Annotated in this window: 20 protein-coding genes; 9 read left to right on the forward strand and 11 right to left on the reverse strand. The window is 34.3% G+C overall.

Going from position 1 to position 18,467, the window contains the following annotated elements; translation table 11 throughout:
* Positions 1-16 precede the first annotated feature (16 nt).
* Together AAT17_RS09785 and AAT17_RS09790 are read right to left on the reverse strand one after the other, a co-directional pair.
* On the reverse strand, positions 17-745 hold the full coding sequence (locus AAT17_RS09785; protein WP_060523950.1) for a tol-pal system YbgF family protein: 729 nt from the start codon (positions 743-745) through the stop codon (positions 17-19).
* On the reverse strand, positions 738-1,292 hold the full coding sequence (locus AAT17_RS09790; protein WP_060523952.1) for an RNA polymerase sigma factor: 555 nt from the start codon (positions 1,290-1,292) through the stop codon (positions 738-740). Before AAT17_RS09790 ends, AAT17_RS09785 begins: the two co-directional genes overlap by 8 nt.
* 136 nt (positions 1,293-1,428) lie before the next feature.
* Between AAT17_RS09790 and AAT17_RS09795 the strand changes: the two genes are divergently transcribed.
* Genes AAT17_RS09795 through AAT17_RS09805 form a run of 3 tightly spaced genes read left to right on the forward strand, consistent with a single transcriptional unit; the run spans position 1,429 to position 5,191 of the window.
* The gene (locus AAT17_RS09795) at positions 1,429-2,700 is read left to right on the forward strand and encodes an OmpA family protein (protein WP_060523954.1); all 1,272 of its coding nucleotides are present in this window, start codon (positions 1,429-1,431) and stop codon (positions 2,698-2,700) included.
* Positions 2,701-2,710: 10 nt separating this feature from the next.
* Entirely contained in the window at positions 2,711-3,925 is a 1,215-nt protein-coding gene (locus AAT17_RS09800; RefSeq protein WP_060523956.1) for a hypothetical protein, read from the forward strand.
* Between the two features lie 6 nt (positions 3,926-3,931).
* Positions 3,932-5,191, forward strand: coding sequence for a hypothetical protein (locus AAT17_RS09805; protein ID WP_060523958.1), 1,260 nt, complete (start codon positions 3,932-3,934; stop codon positions 5,189-5,191).
* 34 nt (positions 5,192-5,225) lie between these two features.
* Here AAT17_RS09805 and AAT17_RS13400 read toward each other — a convergent pair whose 3' ends face one another.
* The 4 genes from AAT17_RS13400 to rho form a co-directional block, all read right to left on the reverse strand.
* Positions 5,226-5,378, reverse strand: coding sequence for a hypothetical protein (locus AAT17_RS13400; RefSeq protein ID WP_167342478.1), 153 nt, complete (start codon positions 5,376-5,378; stop codon positions 5,226-5,228).
* A gap of 83 nt (positions 5,379-5,461) precedes the next feature.
* A complete protein-coding gene (locus AAT17_RS09810; protein WP_060523961.1) occupies positions 5,462-6,037 on the reverse strand; it encodes a hypothetical protein in 576 nt (191 codons plus the stop codon).
* Between the two features lie 138 nt (positions 6,038-6,175).
* Positions 6,176-6,895, reverse strand: a complete 720-nt coding sequence (locus AAT17_RS09815; RefSeq protein ID WP_060523963.1) for a hypothetical protein — start codon at positions 6,893-6,895, stop codon at positions 6,176-6,178.
* A 305-nt stretch (positions 6,896-7,200) separates the two neighbouring features.
* A complete protein-coding gene (gene rho / locus AAT17_RS09820) occupies positions 7,201-8,892 on the reverse strand; it encodes a transcription termination factor Rho (RefSeq protein WP_060523965.1) in 1,692 nt (563 codons plus the stop codon).
* Between the two features lie 182 nt (positions 8,893-9,074).
* Here rho and AAT17_RS09825 point away from each other — a divergent pair, with 182 nt between their 5' ends.
* The gene (locus AAT17_RS09825; protein WP_042277404.1) at positions 9,075-9,485 is read left to right on the forward strand and encodes a DUF4293 domain-containing protein; all 411 of its coding nucleotides are present in this window, start codon (positions 9,075-9,077) and stop codon (positions 9,483-9,485) included.
* 129 nt (positions 9,486-9,614) lie between these two features.
* Here the strand turns inward: AAT17_RS09825 and AAT17_RS09830 are convergent, their stop codons facing one another.
* Positions 9,615-10,103, reverse strand: coding sequence for a metallophosphoesterase (locus AAT17_RS09830; RefSeq protein ID WP_060523967.1), 489 nt, complete (start codon positions 10,101-10,103; stop codon positions 9,615-9,617).
* Between the two features lie 82 nt (positions 10,104-10,185).
* On the opposite strand from AAT17_RS09830, the gene truA reads away from it, so the two are divergent.
* Both truA and AAT17_RS09840 read left to right on the forward strand, forming a co-directional pair.
* A complete protein-coding gene (gene truA, locus AAT17_RS09835; RefSeq protein WP_060523968.1) occupies positions 10,186-10,947 on the forward strand; it encodes a tRNA pseudouridine(38-40) synthase TruA in 762 nt (253 codons plus the stop codon).
* A gap of 101 nt (positions 10,948-11,048) precedes the next feature.
* Complete coding sequence (locus AAT17_RS09840) at positions 11,049-12,824, forward strand: ABC transporter ATP-binding protein (RefSeq protein WP_042277410.1); 1,776 nt, start codon at positions 11,049-11,051, stop codon at positions 12,822-12,824.
* Here the strand turns inward: AAT17_RS09840 and AAT17_RS09845 are convergent.
* The 4 genes from AAT17_RS09845 to folP are packed head-to-tail and all read right to left on the reverse strand — an operon-like array spanning position 12,821 to position 16,044.
* The gene (locus AAT17_RS09845; RefSeq protein WP_060523970.1) at positions 12,821-13,633 is read right to left on the reverse strand and encodes a DUF3667 domain-containing protein; all 813 of its coding nucleotides are present in this window, start codon (positions 13,631-13,633) and stop codon (positions 12,821-12,823) included. The two genes, AAT17_RS09840 and AAT17_RS09845, sit on opposite strands and share 4 nt — an antisense overlap.
* Positions 13,633-14,415 carry a DUF3667 domain-containing protein gene (locus tag AAT17_RS09850; protein ID WP_082586941.1) on the reverse strand — a complete coding sequence of 261 codons (783 nt, stop codon included), beginning with the start codon at positions 14,413-14,415 and terminating at the stop codon, positions 13,633-13,635. Before AAT17_RS09850 ends, AAT17_RS09845 begins: the two co-directional genes overlap by 1 nt.
* 3 nt (positions 14,416-14,418) lie before the next feature.
* A complete protein-coding gene (cdaA, locus tag AAT17_RS09855) occupies positions 14,419-15,195 on the reverse strand; it encodes a diadenylate cyclase CdaA (RefSeq protein ID WP_060523974.1) in 777 nt (258 codons plus the stop codon).
* Positions 15,196-15,213: 18 nt separating this feature from the next.
* Positions 15,214-16,044 carry a dihydropteroate synthase gene (gene folP, locus AAT17_RS09860; RefSeq protein ID WP_060523977.1) on the reverse strand — a complete coding sequence of 277 codons (831 nt, stop codon included), beginning with the start codon at positions 16,042-16,044 and terminating at the stop codon, positions 15,214-15,216.
* A gap of 54 nt (positions 16,045-16,098) precedes the next feature.
* Here folP and AAT17_RS09865 point away from each other — a divergent pair, with 54 nt between their 5' ends.
* The 3 genes from AAT17_RS09865 to AAT17_RS09875 are packed head-to-tail and all read left to right on the forward strand — an operon-like array spanning position 16,099 to position 18,348.
* Positions 16,099-16,638 (forward strand): DUF1599 domain-containing protein, encoded by a 540-nt coding sequence (locus AAT17_RS09865; RefSeq protein WP_060523979.1) that lies wholly within the window; start codon positions 16,099-16,101, stop codon positions 16,636-16,638.
* A gap of 3 nt (positions 16,639-16,641) precedes the next feature.
* Positions 16,642-17,259: a recombination mediator RecR gene (gene recR / locus AAT17_RS09870; RefSeq protein WP_060523981.1), complete on the forward strand. Its 618-nt coding sequence runs from the start codon at positions 16,642-16,644 to the stop codon at positions 17,257-17,259.
* Complete coding sequence (locus AAT17_RS09875; RefSeq protein ID WP_060523983.1) at positions 17,260-18,348, forward strand: glycosyltransferase family 2 protein; 1,089 nt, start codon at positions 17,260-17,262, stop codon at positions 18,346-18,348. It begins immediately after the preceding gene.
* Positions 18,349-18,467 lie beyond the last annotated feature (119 nt).

Below are 18,467 nucleotides of genomic sequence, written 5' to 3' on the forward strand. Positions count from 1 at the left end.
CTAAAAAATTAAGGATTTATTCTTTTAAAGTTTGTAATAGAGATTGAGCCTTTTTGTAGTTATAGCTTTGATTATCAATTATTTTATCAAGTACCAAGATTGCTTTTTCTTTCTCACCAATTTTTACGTAAGAAAGGGCTAGGTACCAACCTGATCTTGCGTAGAAGTCATCTTGTAATTTTTGATGTTTTTTATATAGCTCAATTGCAGAAGAATAATCTTCATTTCCCAGCGCGGCATTAGCTTGATAAAACAAATAGAAGCTTTGATTATCTTGATTATATATGCTATCAAATTGTTTATATGCCACTGCATAATTTTTACTTTCATAATTGTAAAAAGCTCGACTCACTTGATCATCTCCTATTGTTTCGCCTCTTTCTATATTTACTATTACATTGCGATAAGGAGTGTAATATTGATTATAAATTTCGTCATTTGAAGGAGAACTATTCCATAACAATATGAAAAGCAAGATGCTAGCCGCCGCAACAAAAGGAATGATTGTTTTTATAGATAATTTTCTAGAAAATTGCTTTTTATCTCTATGTGTACTTTCGAGTTTGTCAAACAAATTTCTCAATTCTGCAGATTTTGATTTAATTAATGCAGCACGCATATCAAGTGCCTCTTGATAGGATTTTTTGAACTCTAGGTCAGTATTAACGAGTTTTTCAAATTTATTTTTCTGATTATCGTTAGCCTTATTATGTATAATTAATTGTATGAGCTGTTCTTTATCCATCTGCTTTGTTTGCTAATTCTTTAAGTTGTTTTAAACACCTGCTTTTTTGTGCTTTGACTGTATTTTCACTACTATAATTCTCGGTTGCTAGTATTTCTTTAATACTCAAACCTTGTAAATAAAATAACTCAAGAATATTTCTGCATCTAGTGCCTATTTTGTTTAATGCGGTATTTAATTTATTTTGATTTTCAGTCAATGGTTGTTCTTCAAAGAACATCATGGGGTTTTCTTGTTTAATGTCATTATCAGTATCAAGGTTAACATAAGTACCTTTAGATTTATAGTATTCCATCATCTTATAATTCCCTATTCCAAATAAATAGGTCTTTAAGCTACTAGTAAGTGTAGTTAATTTACCGGCAGCGACATTTTGATACAGTTGAACAAAACTGTCTTGATATAATTGATCAACATCATGTAGTGGAATACCTCGTTTAAGAGCGTATCCTTTAAAATCTTGCTTGTAATGCAAATAGATTTTTTCATAATAGGATCGATCTCCAGATTTTAGAAGGTAAATGGTCTCTTCTTGTTGATGATTCATTATCCGTTGGTTAGAGGAATTAAAGTTACAAATTTTTAGTTTTTGTTAACCTTTTATTCCTGCTCTTCATTAAGGAGTAAATCAATTAAAAACTCTAATCATGAAAAACCTTTGTACCCTGTTAACGTGCTTATTTATGTTAACAGCCTTTAATGGTCAAGCTCAATTCTTTAAAAAATTAAAGAAGAAAATTGATCAAAAAGTCCAGCAGACTGAAAAGAAAATAGAAAATAAAGTAGATAAAGGAGTAGAAGACCTGTTATTTGGAAACGATAGTGTTAATGATGCTACACCTATAGTGAAGGAAGAATCAGAAATGGTTGAGTTTAAAGACTCAATGTATTATGACAATCAATCTACTTTTAAAACATATTCAAAATTTGATTTTACACCAGGAGAGAATCTTCTCTACTTTGAAGATTTTTCTAATGTGCTTATTGGAGATTTTCCCACTAGCTGGCATACAAACGCAGGAACTGAAGTAGTAAAGCTCGAGGAATTCAATGAAAAATGGCTAAAAATTGGGGCAGGATCAAGGACTATCGTTATAAGTGAGATCGCCAATAATTTACAATCCGATTTTACACTGGAATTTGACTTTGTTTATGATTTTAAAATGGACGAATATGCATTTAAGCGACACTTTGATGTCATACTTAGTGATCTTGAAGATCCATATAGTTATTTGTCAAAACCTTATAAAGGTAATTTTTACACCTATTTGCGTATAGGCGCAGGTTCTGGCGGTGGTGGTAAAGGAGCGATACTATATAAAAAAACAACAAGTAGATCTACAGACGCATCTACAAAACAACCTCATGCGGTATTATCAAATAAAACTGCACAACCTTATCAAAAGCATCACGTTTCAATTGTAAAAAAGGATACTCGTATAAAAATGTATATCAATAGTGAAAAAGTAATTGATATGACCCAAGCGGTGCAACCGGATGTGCTGTATCATACAATCCGATTTGCTAGTAATGTTTCACCGGCAAATCAACATTTTTATATCAGTAACATTAAATATGCTGGACAGGTTGAAATTCCTACAAGTTTGTTTCATACCGACTCTTATCAAGCTCATGGAATAACATTCCAGTCAGGAAGCGCAAGCTTAAACCCAGAATCCTACGCTACTATAAAGGCAATTGCTCGAGAGATTGAGAATAATCCTGAGAATTCATATCAAATTATAGGTCACACTGACAGTGATGGGCAATATGATGATAACATCACGCTTTCGCGAAAGCGTGCAGAATCAGTTTATAATGTCCTCATTAATGATTTTAATATTACGCCAGATATCTTGTCAATAGATGGAGTTGGTGATGCGCAACCACTTACAAATGAAACAACAGCGACGGCCAAAGCAATAAATCGTCGCGTAGAAATAAGAAAAATTTAATCAATCAATCATGAAAAAAACAATAATAACGGCAGCCGTATTTATGGTTGTCACAGCCCTAGCTATGGCTGGAAATGAAGTAATTAATGCTAAAATTAAGGATGGAGTTTACACATCAGATCATGGAGATATTCACATTTTAAACTCAAGATCAAATAAGAAAACGGTAGGCCTTTACAAAGGAGTAGGTCATCTGTTACTATCCAATTTTACCATTTCAGGTCGAGGAAGAGTCTACACTGGTAGCTTTTCAAATGGTAAAAAAATAGGACAAGTTTCTTTCACTCCACAATCTAATCAAGCTTGGAAAGGAGATTGGAAATGGAAAACAACCACGGGAAGAAATAAATGGGATGGTAAATGGGATGGAACTTTTAAAACTAGTTCAAAACTCAAAGGATTACACATGTGGAACACCTTTAAAACAGATTTTGGCACACTAGACCTCATTCATAATCCAGAAGGTAAAGTTGCTGGTTTCTTATATAAGGATGGTCAGGAGTACTTTGTTCACGGTGGTTTTAGTGGTGGATCTCAAATGAAGTTCTACGCCTATATTTCAAATTCAGAAGACATAATAAAGACCAGCGGTCCTTTTGATATCATAATGGATTGGGATTATGGCCTTTATGGAACTATCACTTCTAAAGGCAGGCAGCATACCAATATACGAGGAAGTGAGAACGGTCAGACTGTAAATATTACACTACAAACCATTAAGAATTATAAAAATCGCGGTTTAATGCATGGTGAGGAAAGGGGTAAGGTCACAGTAAGCGCCTCTTTATTTGATGAAAAAGGAAGGCATTGGACCCACACATTATATAAAGATCAATCTAATATTACCTATAAAGAAAATAAAGAAAAGCAGGTTGATAAAGAATATAGCAATCTTGTTAATTACTATAATGGTGGTAAAGGATATTACAAAAATCCAATTCTCAATTTAAACTTCACGCATAAAAGATTACGTAGCATTAGTAATGCTTCAGATCGTTTAGTGGCTCATTCAATACCTATGAAGGATATATTGGATTATTTGACCTACAAAAGAAATTCTAATAGCTTTCAAAACGCTTCCGATGGTCGTAAGAAGATCTCAAATTCTGATCACACTTTTTGGCTTTCAGAATCTAACGGTAAACGCAAGGTACGCGGTTATGCCTTTATTAAATACGGCAATAATGATAAATGGGCGTACTTCTATACAATTCAACTTAATTAAATCAATATGAAAACTTCAAGATTAATTGCAATTGCGATATTACTTTTTGGAATCGCTTTCGCGAAAGCAGAATCAGATACAACATCAAACATGGAACCTACTACGGTTCTCAATTGGACAGGAACCTATGAGACTAATTTTGGTCAAATTATCCTTTTGCAAAGAGGTAATTATGTGGTAGGCACATATAGTGATCGAGGAACTATAAGGTCTATCAGAAAAAGCGGAAGAAAGCTAAACGTTGTTTTTGATAACAATGGAACCTTAGGTTACGCATACTTAGAAAAAACTGTGTTAGGTTTTAAAGGCACTTGGAAATGGAGTACAGGTGTAGTACAAGGAGATTGGAACGGGAAAAAAGTAAGCGATGCGCAACAAAATTACCATAAAGGAAAGTGGAACACTAAATTCGGTACCCTAGACTTTATTGATAGTAAGTCTGGATTTATGGTCGCTCATTATGGAGATAAGGGAGGAATGATTTGGGGTAAGAAAAATCCATCGACCCGAATTTTTAAGGGTCAGTTTAAAAATAAAGAATCAGGTAAAATCAGGCCATGTTCCTTCATTTTTTCTAACAGTTCATTCAAAGGTAAATACGATAATTTGGAATATGGAAGTTGGAATGGTAACCGTATACAATTACCAAATTCTGATGTAAGAACAGGAACAAATCTAGGAAAGGAGTATAAGATTAAAATTACCCTAAATGGTTTTAAATGTTGGAATTCAGACAATTTAAGAAAACGAGAACGTGGTTTTTTAGGTTTTAGAAATCAATTAAAGATGGGAAGTAACCTACAAGATTATGAAAAAAGAGAGAATACAGGAAGGGATTCTTGGATCTTAAAAAGTATTCACTGGCGTCAATGGTACAGTAGTAATGATATCAATAACTATCCAGAAGGACAATTATTTAATACAAGCGGTTACTTTGTTTACAACGTTTATGAAAAACAATTACCCAAAATATCTATGGCAAATGAGTTTGTATTTATAGAAAGTCTTAGAGCTCTCAAACGCAGTGATTTTAGATCAAAAAGAAATATTGATATGAAAGCGGTTATTGATTTGTTAACAGGTAAAACTAGTGAAAGCAATTATGCTCGTGGTAGTAATGGTAGATTCAGAATTCCAGATAGTCCTGATCACTTTAAAATTGAAGTGAAAAATGGTAAGCGTATATTAAATGTTTATGGTGATATAAAAGAGCCCAAGAAGAAGAAAATTCATTTTGGATACTATTACACTATTGAGCTTATATAAAAAGAAAAATCCCGCAAGTGCGGGATTTTTCTTTTTATTCTTTATTAGCGTTTAAATTATCTCTAGGTTGCGTGTATTCTTTCTTGTCCTTAACCTGATGATTAATTTTTTTGCCATGCGTTTCTTCTAGATTAATGGCTTGTTCTTTTTTGCTCGTTTTTTCCGGCGTTTTTCCTTCTGTATTCATAATCTTTTCTTTTAAAGATAAAGAAGTTTATGAAGTAATAAGAGTATAACAACTGGTTTAACAAAGGATTACATCTTGTTTAATTATTTGTTAGCTTTTTTTGCATCTAATAATTGTCTATTAAGCCTTTGCTCTTTTTCAAGTGCATTTCTGCGGTAATTCTCATATTCTTCTTCGATTTGAGCCAATTGTTCTTGAGCAGTGGATGTTAAAGTGTTGCTGTTTTTGAATTTATAGATAAAGCTTATCAGTAATAAGGTTAAAATCCCAATTATTGACCATAGAATAATATTATACATACTTTTCTCTAGTTGAATACCTAGCAATTCCATACTATCTTGTCCTTTTTCCAGGGCGGCAATGTCAATTTTACTAGCTTCCATTTGGTCGTTCAATTCTTGTATCTGGATTACTTGATCTTCGATACGCTTATTTAAGTTATTAATTTCAATATCTTGTTCTTCGACAGTTGTTGTGACTTCTTTTTTAAGCTTGTTAATCTTATCAATTTCAATGACTCTATATTCTTGATATCTGTTAGAGGATTCTATAACTTCATTGAACTTATTATTCAATTTTTCATGGGTAGCGATGGAATCCTGTGCTAGGATGGATGTGTGTGTAATAATCAGTATTAGTAAAAAGAAATAGAATTTCATATTTAGGGATACTTAAAAGTTTTGTTTTAAAGATTTTGCAAAAATACGCAGTATTACAACGAACTATTTTTAATATTATTCTAAATAAAAAAGACGCCTAATTAGGCGTCTTTAATTATTGGTTTGTTGTTGTATCTTTTAGTTGTCTGGGTTTCCATTACCACAGTCAGACATACAGTGTGTGTTAGTACGAATGTTGAACTGATCTTGAACTTCAGCACCGTCTACCCATATTCCGTGAGTTTGATCTATACAACCGTGCTCATTTACACTGTAGATTACAGCGTAAACTGATGTACAGTAACAATCTCCGAAATGGTTATTGTTGAATCTATACTTTACACTTTCTGTATAAGCTCTAAAACAGTTACGGATTCCATAGAAACATGGGTTGATTAAGTTGTTACTGTCTCTAGGTAAGGCATCACAAGTAGAATCTACATTCATATAGATTGAGTGTAAGTACCATCCATCGTTCAATTCTAATTCAAGATATGTTTTATTAGAGTCCATATTTACAGTGAATTCACCGTATCTTTTTGAGTTAGAAACTTTAAGAGCTTCTCCTACAAAACAAGCTCCAGAGTTAGAACCACCAATGATTCCAAATTTCCCTTCTTCCACTTGTGTAGTCATCGCTTCATAAGGAACAGGAGAAACTGATTGTTCAGGATTAATATGTTGTGAGATTAAATTGTCTGCAAGAGCAATATTCTCAACATGATCTATAAATTCTTGCTCGCTTAATTTTGCAATTTCTATTTGATCATTTTGACCTTCTAGAGCGTTTGCATCTTCTACTTGTGAACAAGAAGCAGCTAGTAAAACGATAGCAAATAAATAGTATAATTTTTTCATCACGATTGTAATTTGTGGCCCAAAAGTACAATTACAAAATACTTAACAAGTCTTAATTTATGATTTTTCGATTAGGACTCTTTTATAAACGTTAAACTGAATGTTTTGATAAAAAGGTGATTTTTTTATTCTTTAAAAGTTCCTATTTATCAGGGAAATGACGCTTTTGAAGTGTGTTTTTTTAAAATATTTCACATTTGATTAAATGTGGGTGTTAGCCAATCGACCAAAGTGATTAAATCAAGATGAAGTGCAAAAATAAAGCCTCAATGTGAATTGAGGCTTTATCTAATAGGGAAGAATGTTTAATCATTCATACTTATCAGAAACTCTTCATTGTTTCTTGTCTGTTTAATTCGTTGTGATATAAACTCCATAGCCTCAACCGGATTCATATCAGCTAGGTATTTTCTCATAATCCACATACGTTGTGATACGCTTTCATTAAGAAGTAAGTCGTCTCTACGTGTAGACGATGAGGTTAAATCAATGGCAGGGAATATTCTACGATTGGAAATATTTCTATCTAATTGTAGTTCCATGTTACCGGTTCCTTTAAATTCTTCAAAGATTACCTCGTCCATTTTTGAACCAGTTTCTGTCAATGCCGTTGCTATGATAGATAATGATCCACCACCTTCTATATTACGAGCAGCTCCAAAGAATCTTTTAGGTTTGTGTAAAGCATTAGCGTCCACACCACCAGAAAGCACTTTACCGCTGGCAGGTTGAACAGTGTTGTAAGCTCGTGCCAGCCTGGTAATTGAATCTAATAGGATAACAACATCATGACCGCATTCAACCATTCTTTTTGCTTTTTCTAGAACAATGTTAGCTACCCTTACATGATCATGCGCCTCTTTATCAAAAGTTGAAGCAATTACTTCACCGCTTACATTGCGTTGCATGTCTGTTACTTCCTCAGGACGTTCGTCTATAAGTAATATAAGTTGATATACTTCAGGATGATTGGCTGCTATAGCGTTTGCTATATCTTTAAGTAGCATTGTTTTACCCGTTTTAGGTTGCGCCACAATCATACCACGTTGCCCTTTTCCTATAGGGGCAAATAGATCCATTACTCTAGTTGAAATACTGGATTGTCTCTCGGCTATATTGAATTTCTCATCTGGAAATAATGGAGTGAGGTGTTCAAAAGATACTCTATCTCTAACAACCTTTGGATCTAATCCATTGATTTGAGAAATTTTAATTAAAGGAAAGTATTTTTCACCTTCTTTAGGTGGTCGTACCATACCCAATACTGTGTCACCTGTTTTTAATCCAAATAATCTTATCTGTGATTGAGAAACATAAATATCATCTGGGCTAGATAAGTAGTTGTAATCACTGCTTCTTAAAAATCCATAACCATCAGGCATCATGTCAAGAACACCTTCACTCTCGATGATTCCATCAAATTCAAAATCTGGGTCACGATAGCGATTACGGTTGTCTTTATTTCCTTTAGGAACATTGTTACCGCTATTGTTGTTTCGGTTATTGTTCTTATTGCGATTGTTGTTCTTATTTCTAGTGTCATTATCGTTACGATTTTCATTACGATTATCGTTACGATTGTCATTAGACTTTTTGTTATTCTTATTAGAATCGTTGGTTTTTGTTTCTTCTGTGTTATTCTCTTTTTTAGAAGGCTGACTTTTATTAGAAGAAGTGTTAGATTCCTTATCCTTTTCTGCTGACTTTGGATTATTGTTTTTTCTTGGTCTACGTTCTTTCTTTTGTTCGTTATTTTTAGTAGGCGCAGTCCTTGACTCCTTTTTTGAATCTGGTTTAGACTCCTTTTTAGGTGAATCTTCACTTTTGTTGTCTAGGTCTAGGTTTTCTAGAGCTTTTGGGTTTTCTGCTTGAACATCTAGAATTTTGTAAACTAAATCCAACTTGCGCAGGGATCTATACTTAGGTACGTTTAAATCCTTGGCAATTTCCTGTAATTCAGGTAATTTCTTTGATTTTAAATCAGCTATTTGAAACATTATTTGTTAAATGATAAGATTATAAGGGAACTAAATCAATTTTATCAGAAAAAATTGACGCGTCTAGGTGGTCTAGAAAACAGTAGTTTAACACCTAATACACTGCAAGTATACTTAAAAAAATGATATTAACTACTGTTTTTAATGGCTAAGTTTTATTTTTGCTCAATAGAAAATATGTAATGATACAACGTATACAATCTATTTACTTAATACTGGCAGCACTAGTTTCTGGTGTATTAGTTTGGGTAGTAGATGCTTATCTTAATGGCGATAGTAATGAATTTCTAGGTGTAGATGATTCAGTTTACTTTGGTACTTTTATGGTAAGTGCTGTTTTATCTATATTTGCAATCTTCCTATTTAAAAATAGGCAGTTACAATTTGTTATCAATAGACTCAATATACTGATTAATCTTATTTTGCTAGGAGTTTTTGTATATCGAGCCCTAACTTGGTCTGGAGGAACGGCGGTTTCTGAGAAAGGCCTTGGGATGTTCCTTCCTGTATTATCTATCGTTTTACTTGCCTTGGCAAACAAGGCCATACGGAAGGATGAACAACTCGTAAAATCAGCGGACCGATTACGATAACGATTTTATCTTAGTGATATTAGTGAAAAAACCTGCGAGGCGCCACCTTGCAGGTTTTTTGTTTTAAAACAATTTAAAGCTCGCTTTCGCGAAAGCGTAATAGAAAAATCACGATTCATCTAGAACGATTTACCTGTCCTTCTCAATAACCTCAAGATTACTAATCTTACCAGCATTAATTTCAAATCGCAACATTGTTCGTTTTTTATGAAATCCATGAATACCTACGGCGCCAGGATTCATGTGCAGGCAATTGATCTTTTTGTCCATCATAACTTTAAGAATATGACTGTGACCACAGATAAAAATATCTGGTGGATTATGGTATATCTGCTCTTTTACTCGCATATTGTAACGGCCTGGATATCCACCTATATGAGTAATCCATACGTCCATACCACCGCATTTAAACCGTAAGTGTTCTGGAAATTGTAATCGCGCTTTGTCATCGTCAATATTACCATACACAGCCTTAAATGGTTTTATTTGGGACAACTGATCGGTCACCTTTAAATCACCAATGTCTCCTGCGTGCCATATTTCATCTGCCTCGAGCGCATATTTTAGTATGAAATCATCAATATGGCTGTGTGTGTCAGAAAGTAATAGGATTTTCATGAAATTAACTTTATCACAAAAGTAAGGAGTAAAGCAGTCAATAGTTACCTGTTTTCCTCAAACAGCCGCTTATCTTTGCAGTATGAAATCGAATCGATTTTTTATAGAATTTGCCTATAATGGAACAAATTATCACGGCTGGCAACGACAGCCAGATGCTATTACCGTTCAAGAAAAACTGGAAGAAGGTATGCAGCTGCTGTTGCGTGAGTCTATATCACTTGTAGGAGCTGGTAGAACTGATGCTGGTGTTCATGCAAAACAAATGTTTGCGCATTTTGAACTAGATGATCCTAACAAATTGGATAATATCGTTTATAAACTAAATAGATGGTTGCCAGATGATATATCGGTCTTTACCGTTGTTAATGTGAATGAAACAGCTCATGCAAGATTTGATGCTACTGCGCGCAGTTATGAGTATCATTTTCACTTAAGACCAGATCCTTTTTTCAATCACAACTCACACATTTTATATAGATTGCCTGATTTTAATAAAATGAATCAAGCAGCTCAATTGTTACTAAAGTATAACGATTTTGAATGCTTCTCTAGGTCAAACAGTGACGTACACACGTATTTGTGTGATTTAATGAATGTATCATTTGAGCATCAAAAATACCATGTCATTTTTCATATTAAAGCTAACCGATTTTTGAGAAATATGGTAAGAGCTATTGTAGGAACCTTATTGGAAATAGGATATGATAAAATGTCGGTTGATCATTTGCACGAGGTTCTTAAATCCAAAAACAGATCCATGGCAGGTCCTAGTGCACCAGCCCAAGGACTTTACTTGAGCAGGGTTCATTATCCGGATCATATTTTCAAAATAGAAGATTAAATTGTGATATCGTTAAAATCGATAGAATAATCAGCGCTTAAAAGGGTTATTGTCTTACTTTTAAAAAATAAAATTTGAAGCTTTAAAGAAGCTAAAATCATATGGCAGATAAAACAACAGGAAATGCATTTAGCCTGCGTTTATTTAAACGCATCCTAGCCTATACTAAACCTTATCGTTTTACGTATTACTTTGTAGCCTTGAGCGCAATTTTACTTGCAGCAGTTTCAATCGCTATGCCTTATTTGTTCAAGGTGGCTATCGACGAGCACATAGTTCCAAAAGAGTATGAAGGTTTTACCACTGTGCTCGCAATGATGATAGGTGCTTTAATGATAGAGGTGCTGTTGCAGCTCAGTTTTATTTTTTATGCAAACTGGTTGGGCCAGCAGGTTATTAGAGATTTACGCTTGAAGCTTTTTGACCACATGATGGGTTTCAAAATGAAATATTTTGATACTAGTGCAGTTGGAAAATTGGTAACACGTGCAGTAAGTGATATTGAAACCATTGCAAGTATATTTTCACAAGGTTTATTTGTGATGATATCCGATCTACTTAAGATGGTTGTGGTTTTAGGTTTTATGTTTTTTTATAGTTGGCGATTAACCCTAGTAGCATTAATAGTAATGCCTTTTATTTTGTATGCCACACGAGTATTTCAAAAAGCGATGAAAAAGGCATTTGAAGAGGTGCGTACTCAGGTTAGTAATCTTAACAGTTTTGTTCAAGAAAGGGTGACCGGTATGAAAATTGTTCAAATCTTCAATCGCGAAAAAATAGAATACGAACGTTTTAAGGAAATCAATAACAAGCATCGCAACGCATGGGTGCGCACCGTATGGTACAACTCCATCTTTTTCCCAATTGCCGAAATGGCCTCAAGTATTACCATTGCTCTTATCGTTTACATAGGATTTGTGGTTAATTTGGACCGAGGTTCTCTTTTAGTGGAGATAGGTACCATTGTCATGTTCATAGATTTATCTCAAAAACTATTTAGACCTTTGAGGCAGATAGCCGATAAATTCAATACCTTACAAATGGGAATGGTAGCAGCAAATCGTGTGTTTACCATAATTGATACCGATTCTAAGATTGAAGACGAAGGTACCATGCTGGCAGAAAACCTTAAAGGTGCTATTGAATTTGAGAATGTGAATTTCGGTTATGTAGAAAATGAACCAGTTATAAAGAATCTGTCATTCACAGTTAATCCAGGCGAGACAGTAGCTATAGTAGGAGCGACAGGTGCTGGTAAATCCACAATCATTAATTTGTTATCGAGATTTTATGAAATTAACAGTGGTGTGATTAAGATTGATTCCGCTTCCGCGAAAGCGTACCAACTACACTCATTGCGGTCACAAATTGCAGTTGTTTTACAAGACGTTTTTCTCTTTGCTGATACTATTTTTAACAATATTACACTGCAAGATCCATCCATCACCGAAGAAGACGTAATTGAAGCTGCTAAAAAAATTGGAGTTCACGACTTTATTATGTCTTTGCCTAATGGTTATCAGTACAATGTAAAGGAGCGTGGCGTTATGTTAAGTTCTGGTCAACGTCAATTAATCGCCTTTTTGAGAGCCTACGTGAGTAAGCCTAGTATTTTAGTTTTAGACGAAGCTACAAGTTCTGTTGATGCTTATAGTGAACAATTAATTCAAGACGCCACAGACATCATTACCAAAGGACGTACGTCCATAGTTATTGCGCACCGATTAGCTACTATTAAAAAAGCAGATAAAATAATTGTAATGGATGCTGGTGAAATAGTCGAGATAGGTTCACATAAAGAATTGCTGCAAAAAGAAAATGGCTATTACCGCAATTTATATGAGGTTCAATTTTTACAGCAAGAAGTAGCCTAAATCAGGAGTTTAAATACAATCATTCCTATAATCATCGCTAGAACAACAAGTATAATAAGACCTATATAAGAAACTATAGCTACTACAAAGAATAGTAAACTTCTCATTACGGTTTGGGCCAGATCTAGTTTAAATAATTGTTGGTACACATAAACGTTGTACAAAAAAAGCGTGAGCAATGTAAATATTGTGTATACTCCATAATAATCTGGTGCAAGTACTAAAATAGCTATAGCAATAGGTGTAGTAGCGATGGCATATTGACTATAGGAATACATTTGAATGACCAGCTGTTCGGTATAATTGTAATTCTTCTTTCCCCAAAATGTTATTCTACCCCAAAGAGCATATATAGGTATCGATAACAAGACTATTATAGACATGTAGTTTTGAGTAAACTCAGTTGATTGAGAAAAAGCATTTGCCTGAGTTATAGCGTCTTTTTCAGGAATGCCCATTCTTTTGTACATATCAATTAAATCGCTCGTATTTAAAAATTCTATTTCGGTATGTTTCATTACAAATACCGTAATTCCAGTGAAAAACAAGCTTATAAATAAATACCTGATAGCGTCTACATAATTCATGCGACGTCCCTTAATGTATCCATTGATGACATCACGAGGTTTGGTAAACATATCTAAAAAAGTTCTCACAAATTTTGTGTCTATCCCTAAATACATATCGCCAAAATCAGCTGCTACATTGCGCATCGTAATTCTGTTTTCAATCCATTTTGAACCACAATTAGAGCAATAGTTGTGCTTCTCGTAGAAGATGTGGTTACAATTTTTACAAACTCGTTCCATTAATTTGTTTTAAATGCTTTTAAGTATTCTGGATTGATCAAATAGATGCCGCCTAGAACAAAAACCGCTGTAATAATGATAAATATTATTTGAAGTGTACTAAAGATGATACTCGATATAATGGCTTTGAGTACTGTTTGTCCTAAACTTAATTTGAAAATTCTTTTGTAATACCAGCCTATTTGAATGACGCTAATAAGAGATATTGGGATGGATGTTGCTCCATAGCTAATATCAAGTACAATCATTAAAGGTGTAAAAATTACAGTAACCATATTGAGTAGCCCAAAAGCATATACAAATAATATAAGATGTTCTACAAAATTATACTTACGTATATCAAAAAATACAAGCCAGCCAGTAAACGCGTACAAGGGCAAGAATAAAGAAGTTAATGCACCCAAATAGTCATAGAAATAGTTGAATAACTCGAGTTTGTTCGTTTCACTTATATCGACTAGGTTTAATAATTCTGGGAAAAAGTTCTTAAGAATAAACATTTGAAGACCGATGAGTGTCAGGCTTATTAAGTACCAATTAATGGGATTTACAAATTTCTTACGTTGACCTTTTATGTAGTTGTCAATTACAATTTCTGGTTGAAGTATAAGAGCCTTGAAAGTTGATATTAATACATTGTCAGTACCCAGGTATCGATCAAAAAATTCTCTGGTAATCGTATTGATGGTAAGCCGTTTTGTAATCCATTTTGAGCCACATTTTGGACAGTAGTCATGTCCATGATATAGCATTTGATTGCAATTTCTACAGCTGCGTTCCATAAATTAGGATAATAAAGTCTTCATTTTTTCGGCGAGTTTATTCTCGTCTTGAAATGTTTCTAATTCCTCTTCATGAGCTAGAGATACTTGGCCTGTTTCTTCACTTACAATAACCGCTATAGCATTTGTCCTTTCAGTAATTCCTAGAGCTGCTCTATGTCTAAGGCCAAATCTACTAGGTATTTGTTTACTATTGCTTACCGGTAAGATGGCTCTAGTGGCAGTGATTTTATTATCCTCTACAATCACGGCGCCATCATGTAAGGGACTGTTTTTATAAAAGATACTACGTAGTATCGGAGCATTGACAAGAATGTCCATATTGTCTCCTGTGTTTTTTGCAAAATCCATAGAAACGTCCCGTTTAATAGCGATAAGCGCGCCTGTTTTAGTTTTACTTAATGTAAAACAGGCGCTTACAATTTCATCTACAACATGATGTTGTGCTGTTGAATCTTCTCTAAAAAACTTCAATTGGCGTAGCAACTTTTTTCTGCTAGTGAAGTTTGTTGTTCCTATCATCAATAAGAAACGCCTTATTTCTTGTTGAAAAACTACAACTAGAGCAATAAAACCAGCACCTACAAAGGCACCTAGTGTTAACCCTAAAAGCTTCATTTCAAGAGTAACCGTGATTTGATAAATCACCAAAAAGATAATGATCCCGATGAAAATATTGATTGCAGCAGTTCCTTTAACTAACCGGTATATGTAGTAAACCAAAAAGGCAAATAATACAATATCAATTAAATCTACAATTCTAAAATCAGGTAGGCCCATAAGTTGTAAAAATAGAAATTAATTTTCTTGCAGTTTTTCAAATAGTTTAATGCATTCCATGGCAGGCGCAACATCATGTACTCTCAAAATTTTAGCACCTTGTTGTAAACAAATCATGTGTAGGGCAGTAGTTCCATTTAACGCTTTGTCCGAGGTTGTATCCAATGTTTTATAAATCATTGACTTTCTTGAAACTCCTGCTAGAATAGGAACTTGGTGCGCTTGCAATAAACTCATGTTTTTAAGCAAAGTGAAATTTTGCTCTCTAGTTTTAGCAAAACCAAATCCAGCGTCAATTACAATATCATTAATTCCTAGTGCGCGTGCTGCAGCGATTCTATCAGAAAAATAATAATTTATCTCATGAATGAGGTCATCATATTCAGTAAGAGTTTTCATAGTTTGTGGTGTGCCGCGCATGTGCATCATAATATAAGGTACTTGTGCTTCTGCTACCACGGGTAGTATCGATTGGTCAATAAGTCCTGCGCTTATATCATTGACTAGGTTTGCGCCGTGTTGTAGGGCCTTTTTAATCACGCTTCCGCGAAAGCTGTCACAACTCAACCCTTTGATGTTAAAGCGTTTTGCTACAAGTTCGATGACAGGAACAACTCTTTTAATCTCTTCTTGCTCACTAATATCAGTCCCATCAGGTCTAGAGCTGTAACCACCGATATCAATGAAAGTGGCTCCTTCATCGAGCATGCGTTCCACTTGGGTGAGTACATCTTTATCAGACTTGAGCTTACCACCATCATAAAACGAGTCTGGAGTAACGTTTACAATACCCATGGTATGAGCTTTTGAAAGATTGATTAGTGTGCCAGCACAATTGATAGTCGACATGAAATAGGGTTATGTGAAAAATTGAAACTAAATTTACACCAAATTTAAACCTTTATGTCAGATACAAGTAAGCAATACGATGCCGTTATCGCACAATGTCGCGAGTTGTTTTCTAATAAAATGAAAGATTATGGAGCTGCATGGCGCATTCTCAGGCTTCCATCGCTTACTGATCAAATTTTTATCAAAGCGCAACGTATAAGAGGTTTACAAACATTAACCGAATCAAAAATTGACGAAGGTCAAGAAAGTGAGTTTATTGGAATTATCAATTATTCATTAATGGCGCTCGTACAATTAGACAAAGGTGTAGTGGATCAACCAGACTTAAATCTGGAACAGGCACTAGAGCTTTACGACCATCATGCTTCAATTACTAAACAATTAATGATGGACAAAAATCACGATTATGGTGAGGCATGGCGTGATATGAGAGTAAGCTCGCTTACCGACCTTATACTGCAAAAACTGTTACGAGTAAAGCAAATTGAGGATAATAAAGGTAAAACCCTTGTTTCTGAAGGTTTGGATGCTAATTATCAAGATATGATCAATTATTCTGTGTTTGCTATGATACATTTAGGAGACTCATAATACATGAATTTCTCATCAAAAATATTAGAAGAGGCTGTTAACCAAGTGTCTCAATTACCAGGAATAGGTAAGAGAACAGCATTGCGTTTAGTCCTGCACTTAATGCGACAGCCAGAACAACAGACCGATGCGCTCGCTCAATCCTTATTGAGTATGCGCAACGACCTCAAATTTTGTAAAAAGTGTCACAATGTAAGTGACAACGACCTTTGTGAAATTTGTATTAGTCATAATCGTGATCAAAACTTAGTTTGCGTGGTAGAAGATATACGCGACGTAATGGCCATAGAAAATACTAGTCAGTATAAAGGTTTATATCATGTTTTAGGTGGAAAAATAAGTCCCATGGATGGTGTAGGACCACAAGATCTTAATATTCCTAGCTTGATTAACCGTATAAAGGAAGAAGGAATACAGGAGCTTATTTTTGCGCTTAGTCCTACTATTGAAGGAGATACTACTAATTTTTATATCTACAAACAACTGTCAGATCTAGATGTGAATACATCAACCATCGCACGTGGTATCGCAGTAGGAGACGAGTTAGAATTTGCCGATGAGGTTACCCTAGGTCGCAGTATATTGCATCGAGTGCCCTATGAAAACTCTATGAAAAGCTAGATGGAGTTAAGTGTAGTAATTCTCAATTATAATGCAGCACCGTTCTTACGCTTATGTTTGGATAGTGTCATAAGAGCTACACAAAAAATTACTAGTGAGATTATAGTTGCTGATAACTGTTCTACTGACGATAGTGTTCAACTGGTTAGAGAAAAATATCCGCAGGTAACCTTATTACCTTTTGGTTCAAACTATGGTTTTTCCAAAGGAAATAATCTAGCCGTTAAACAAGCTCGTGGTACTTACTTATGTATTCTCAATCCCGACACCATAGTTGGTGAAAATGTGTTTTTAAATTGTCTCGCTTTTGCGAAAGCGAACTCAAATTTAGGATTTGTAGGGACCCAACTCATTGATGGATCAGGCACCTTTTTACCAGAAAGCAAAAGGCATTTACCTACTCCAAAAGTAGCAAGAGCAAAATTTTTAGGTCACGACGACAAGTATTATTTTAATGAAATTGATAAAGATTCAAGAGGTCCTGTTGAGATCCTGGTAGGAGCCTTTATGTTTTGTAGGAAGAAAGTTTACCAAGATTTAGGAGGATTTGATGAACGATATTTTATGTATGGCGAGGATATAGATCTGTCATACACCGCATTAACCAATAATTTGCAAAATTATTATCTAGGTGACGCTCTCGTTGTTCATTTTAAAGGTGAGAGTACTGTAAAGGATAAAAAATACCTAAAGCGTTTTTACGGCGCGATGGAATTGTTTTACGACAAATATTTCAAACGCAATTTATTTGAAAAGCTGGTTGTTAAAATAGCAGTAAAAATTTTATCCATTAAGCCTATAAAAAATACTCAGCATAATCCAAAAATTAAGAGTAAGATTCTGGTGACAAATCAGGTTAATAAAGGGTTGTCTAGTTTTGATGAGGTGTGTTCTATGGATACATTGCCTGCGACTTCTTGTAGCAATACTGCGTTATATTGGGACATTAATTCCTTGTTGATAGAAGATGTCCTTCACTATATGAAAGATAACCCTAGGTCATTCTTGTATAGATTTTTAAGTTTGGATAGGAGTACAGCGGTAGGAAGTGACGACAAAAACAGTCAAGGAAAAATAGAAATATTTTAAAATTAATCTTGATTTATTGAGAATATCGTAATTGATACTTATCGAATTCTTAATTTGTTGTGAATACACTAAACGCTCTATTTAATTGCTTACTTTTGTAAACTAATTGAAAACGTTAT

This window comes from Nonlabens sp. MIC269, from assembly GCF_001430865.1.
Classification (GTDB): domain Bacteria; phylum Bacteroidota; class Bacteroidia; order Flavobacteriales; family Flavobacteriaceae; genus Nonlabens; species Nonlabens tegetincola.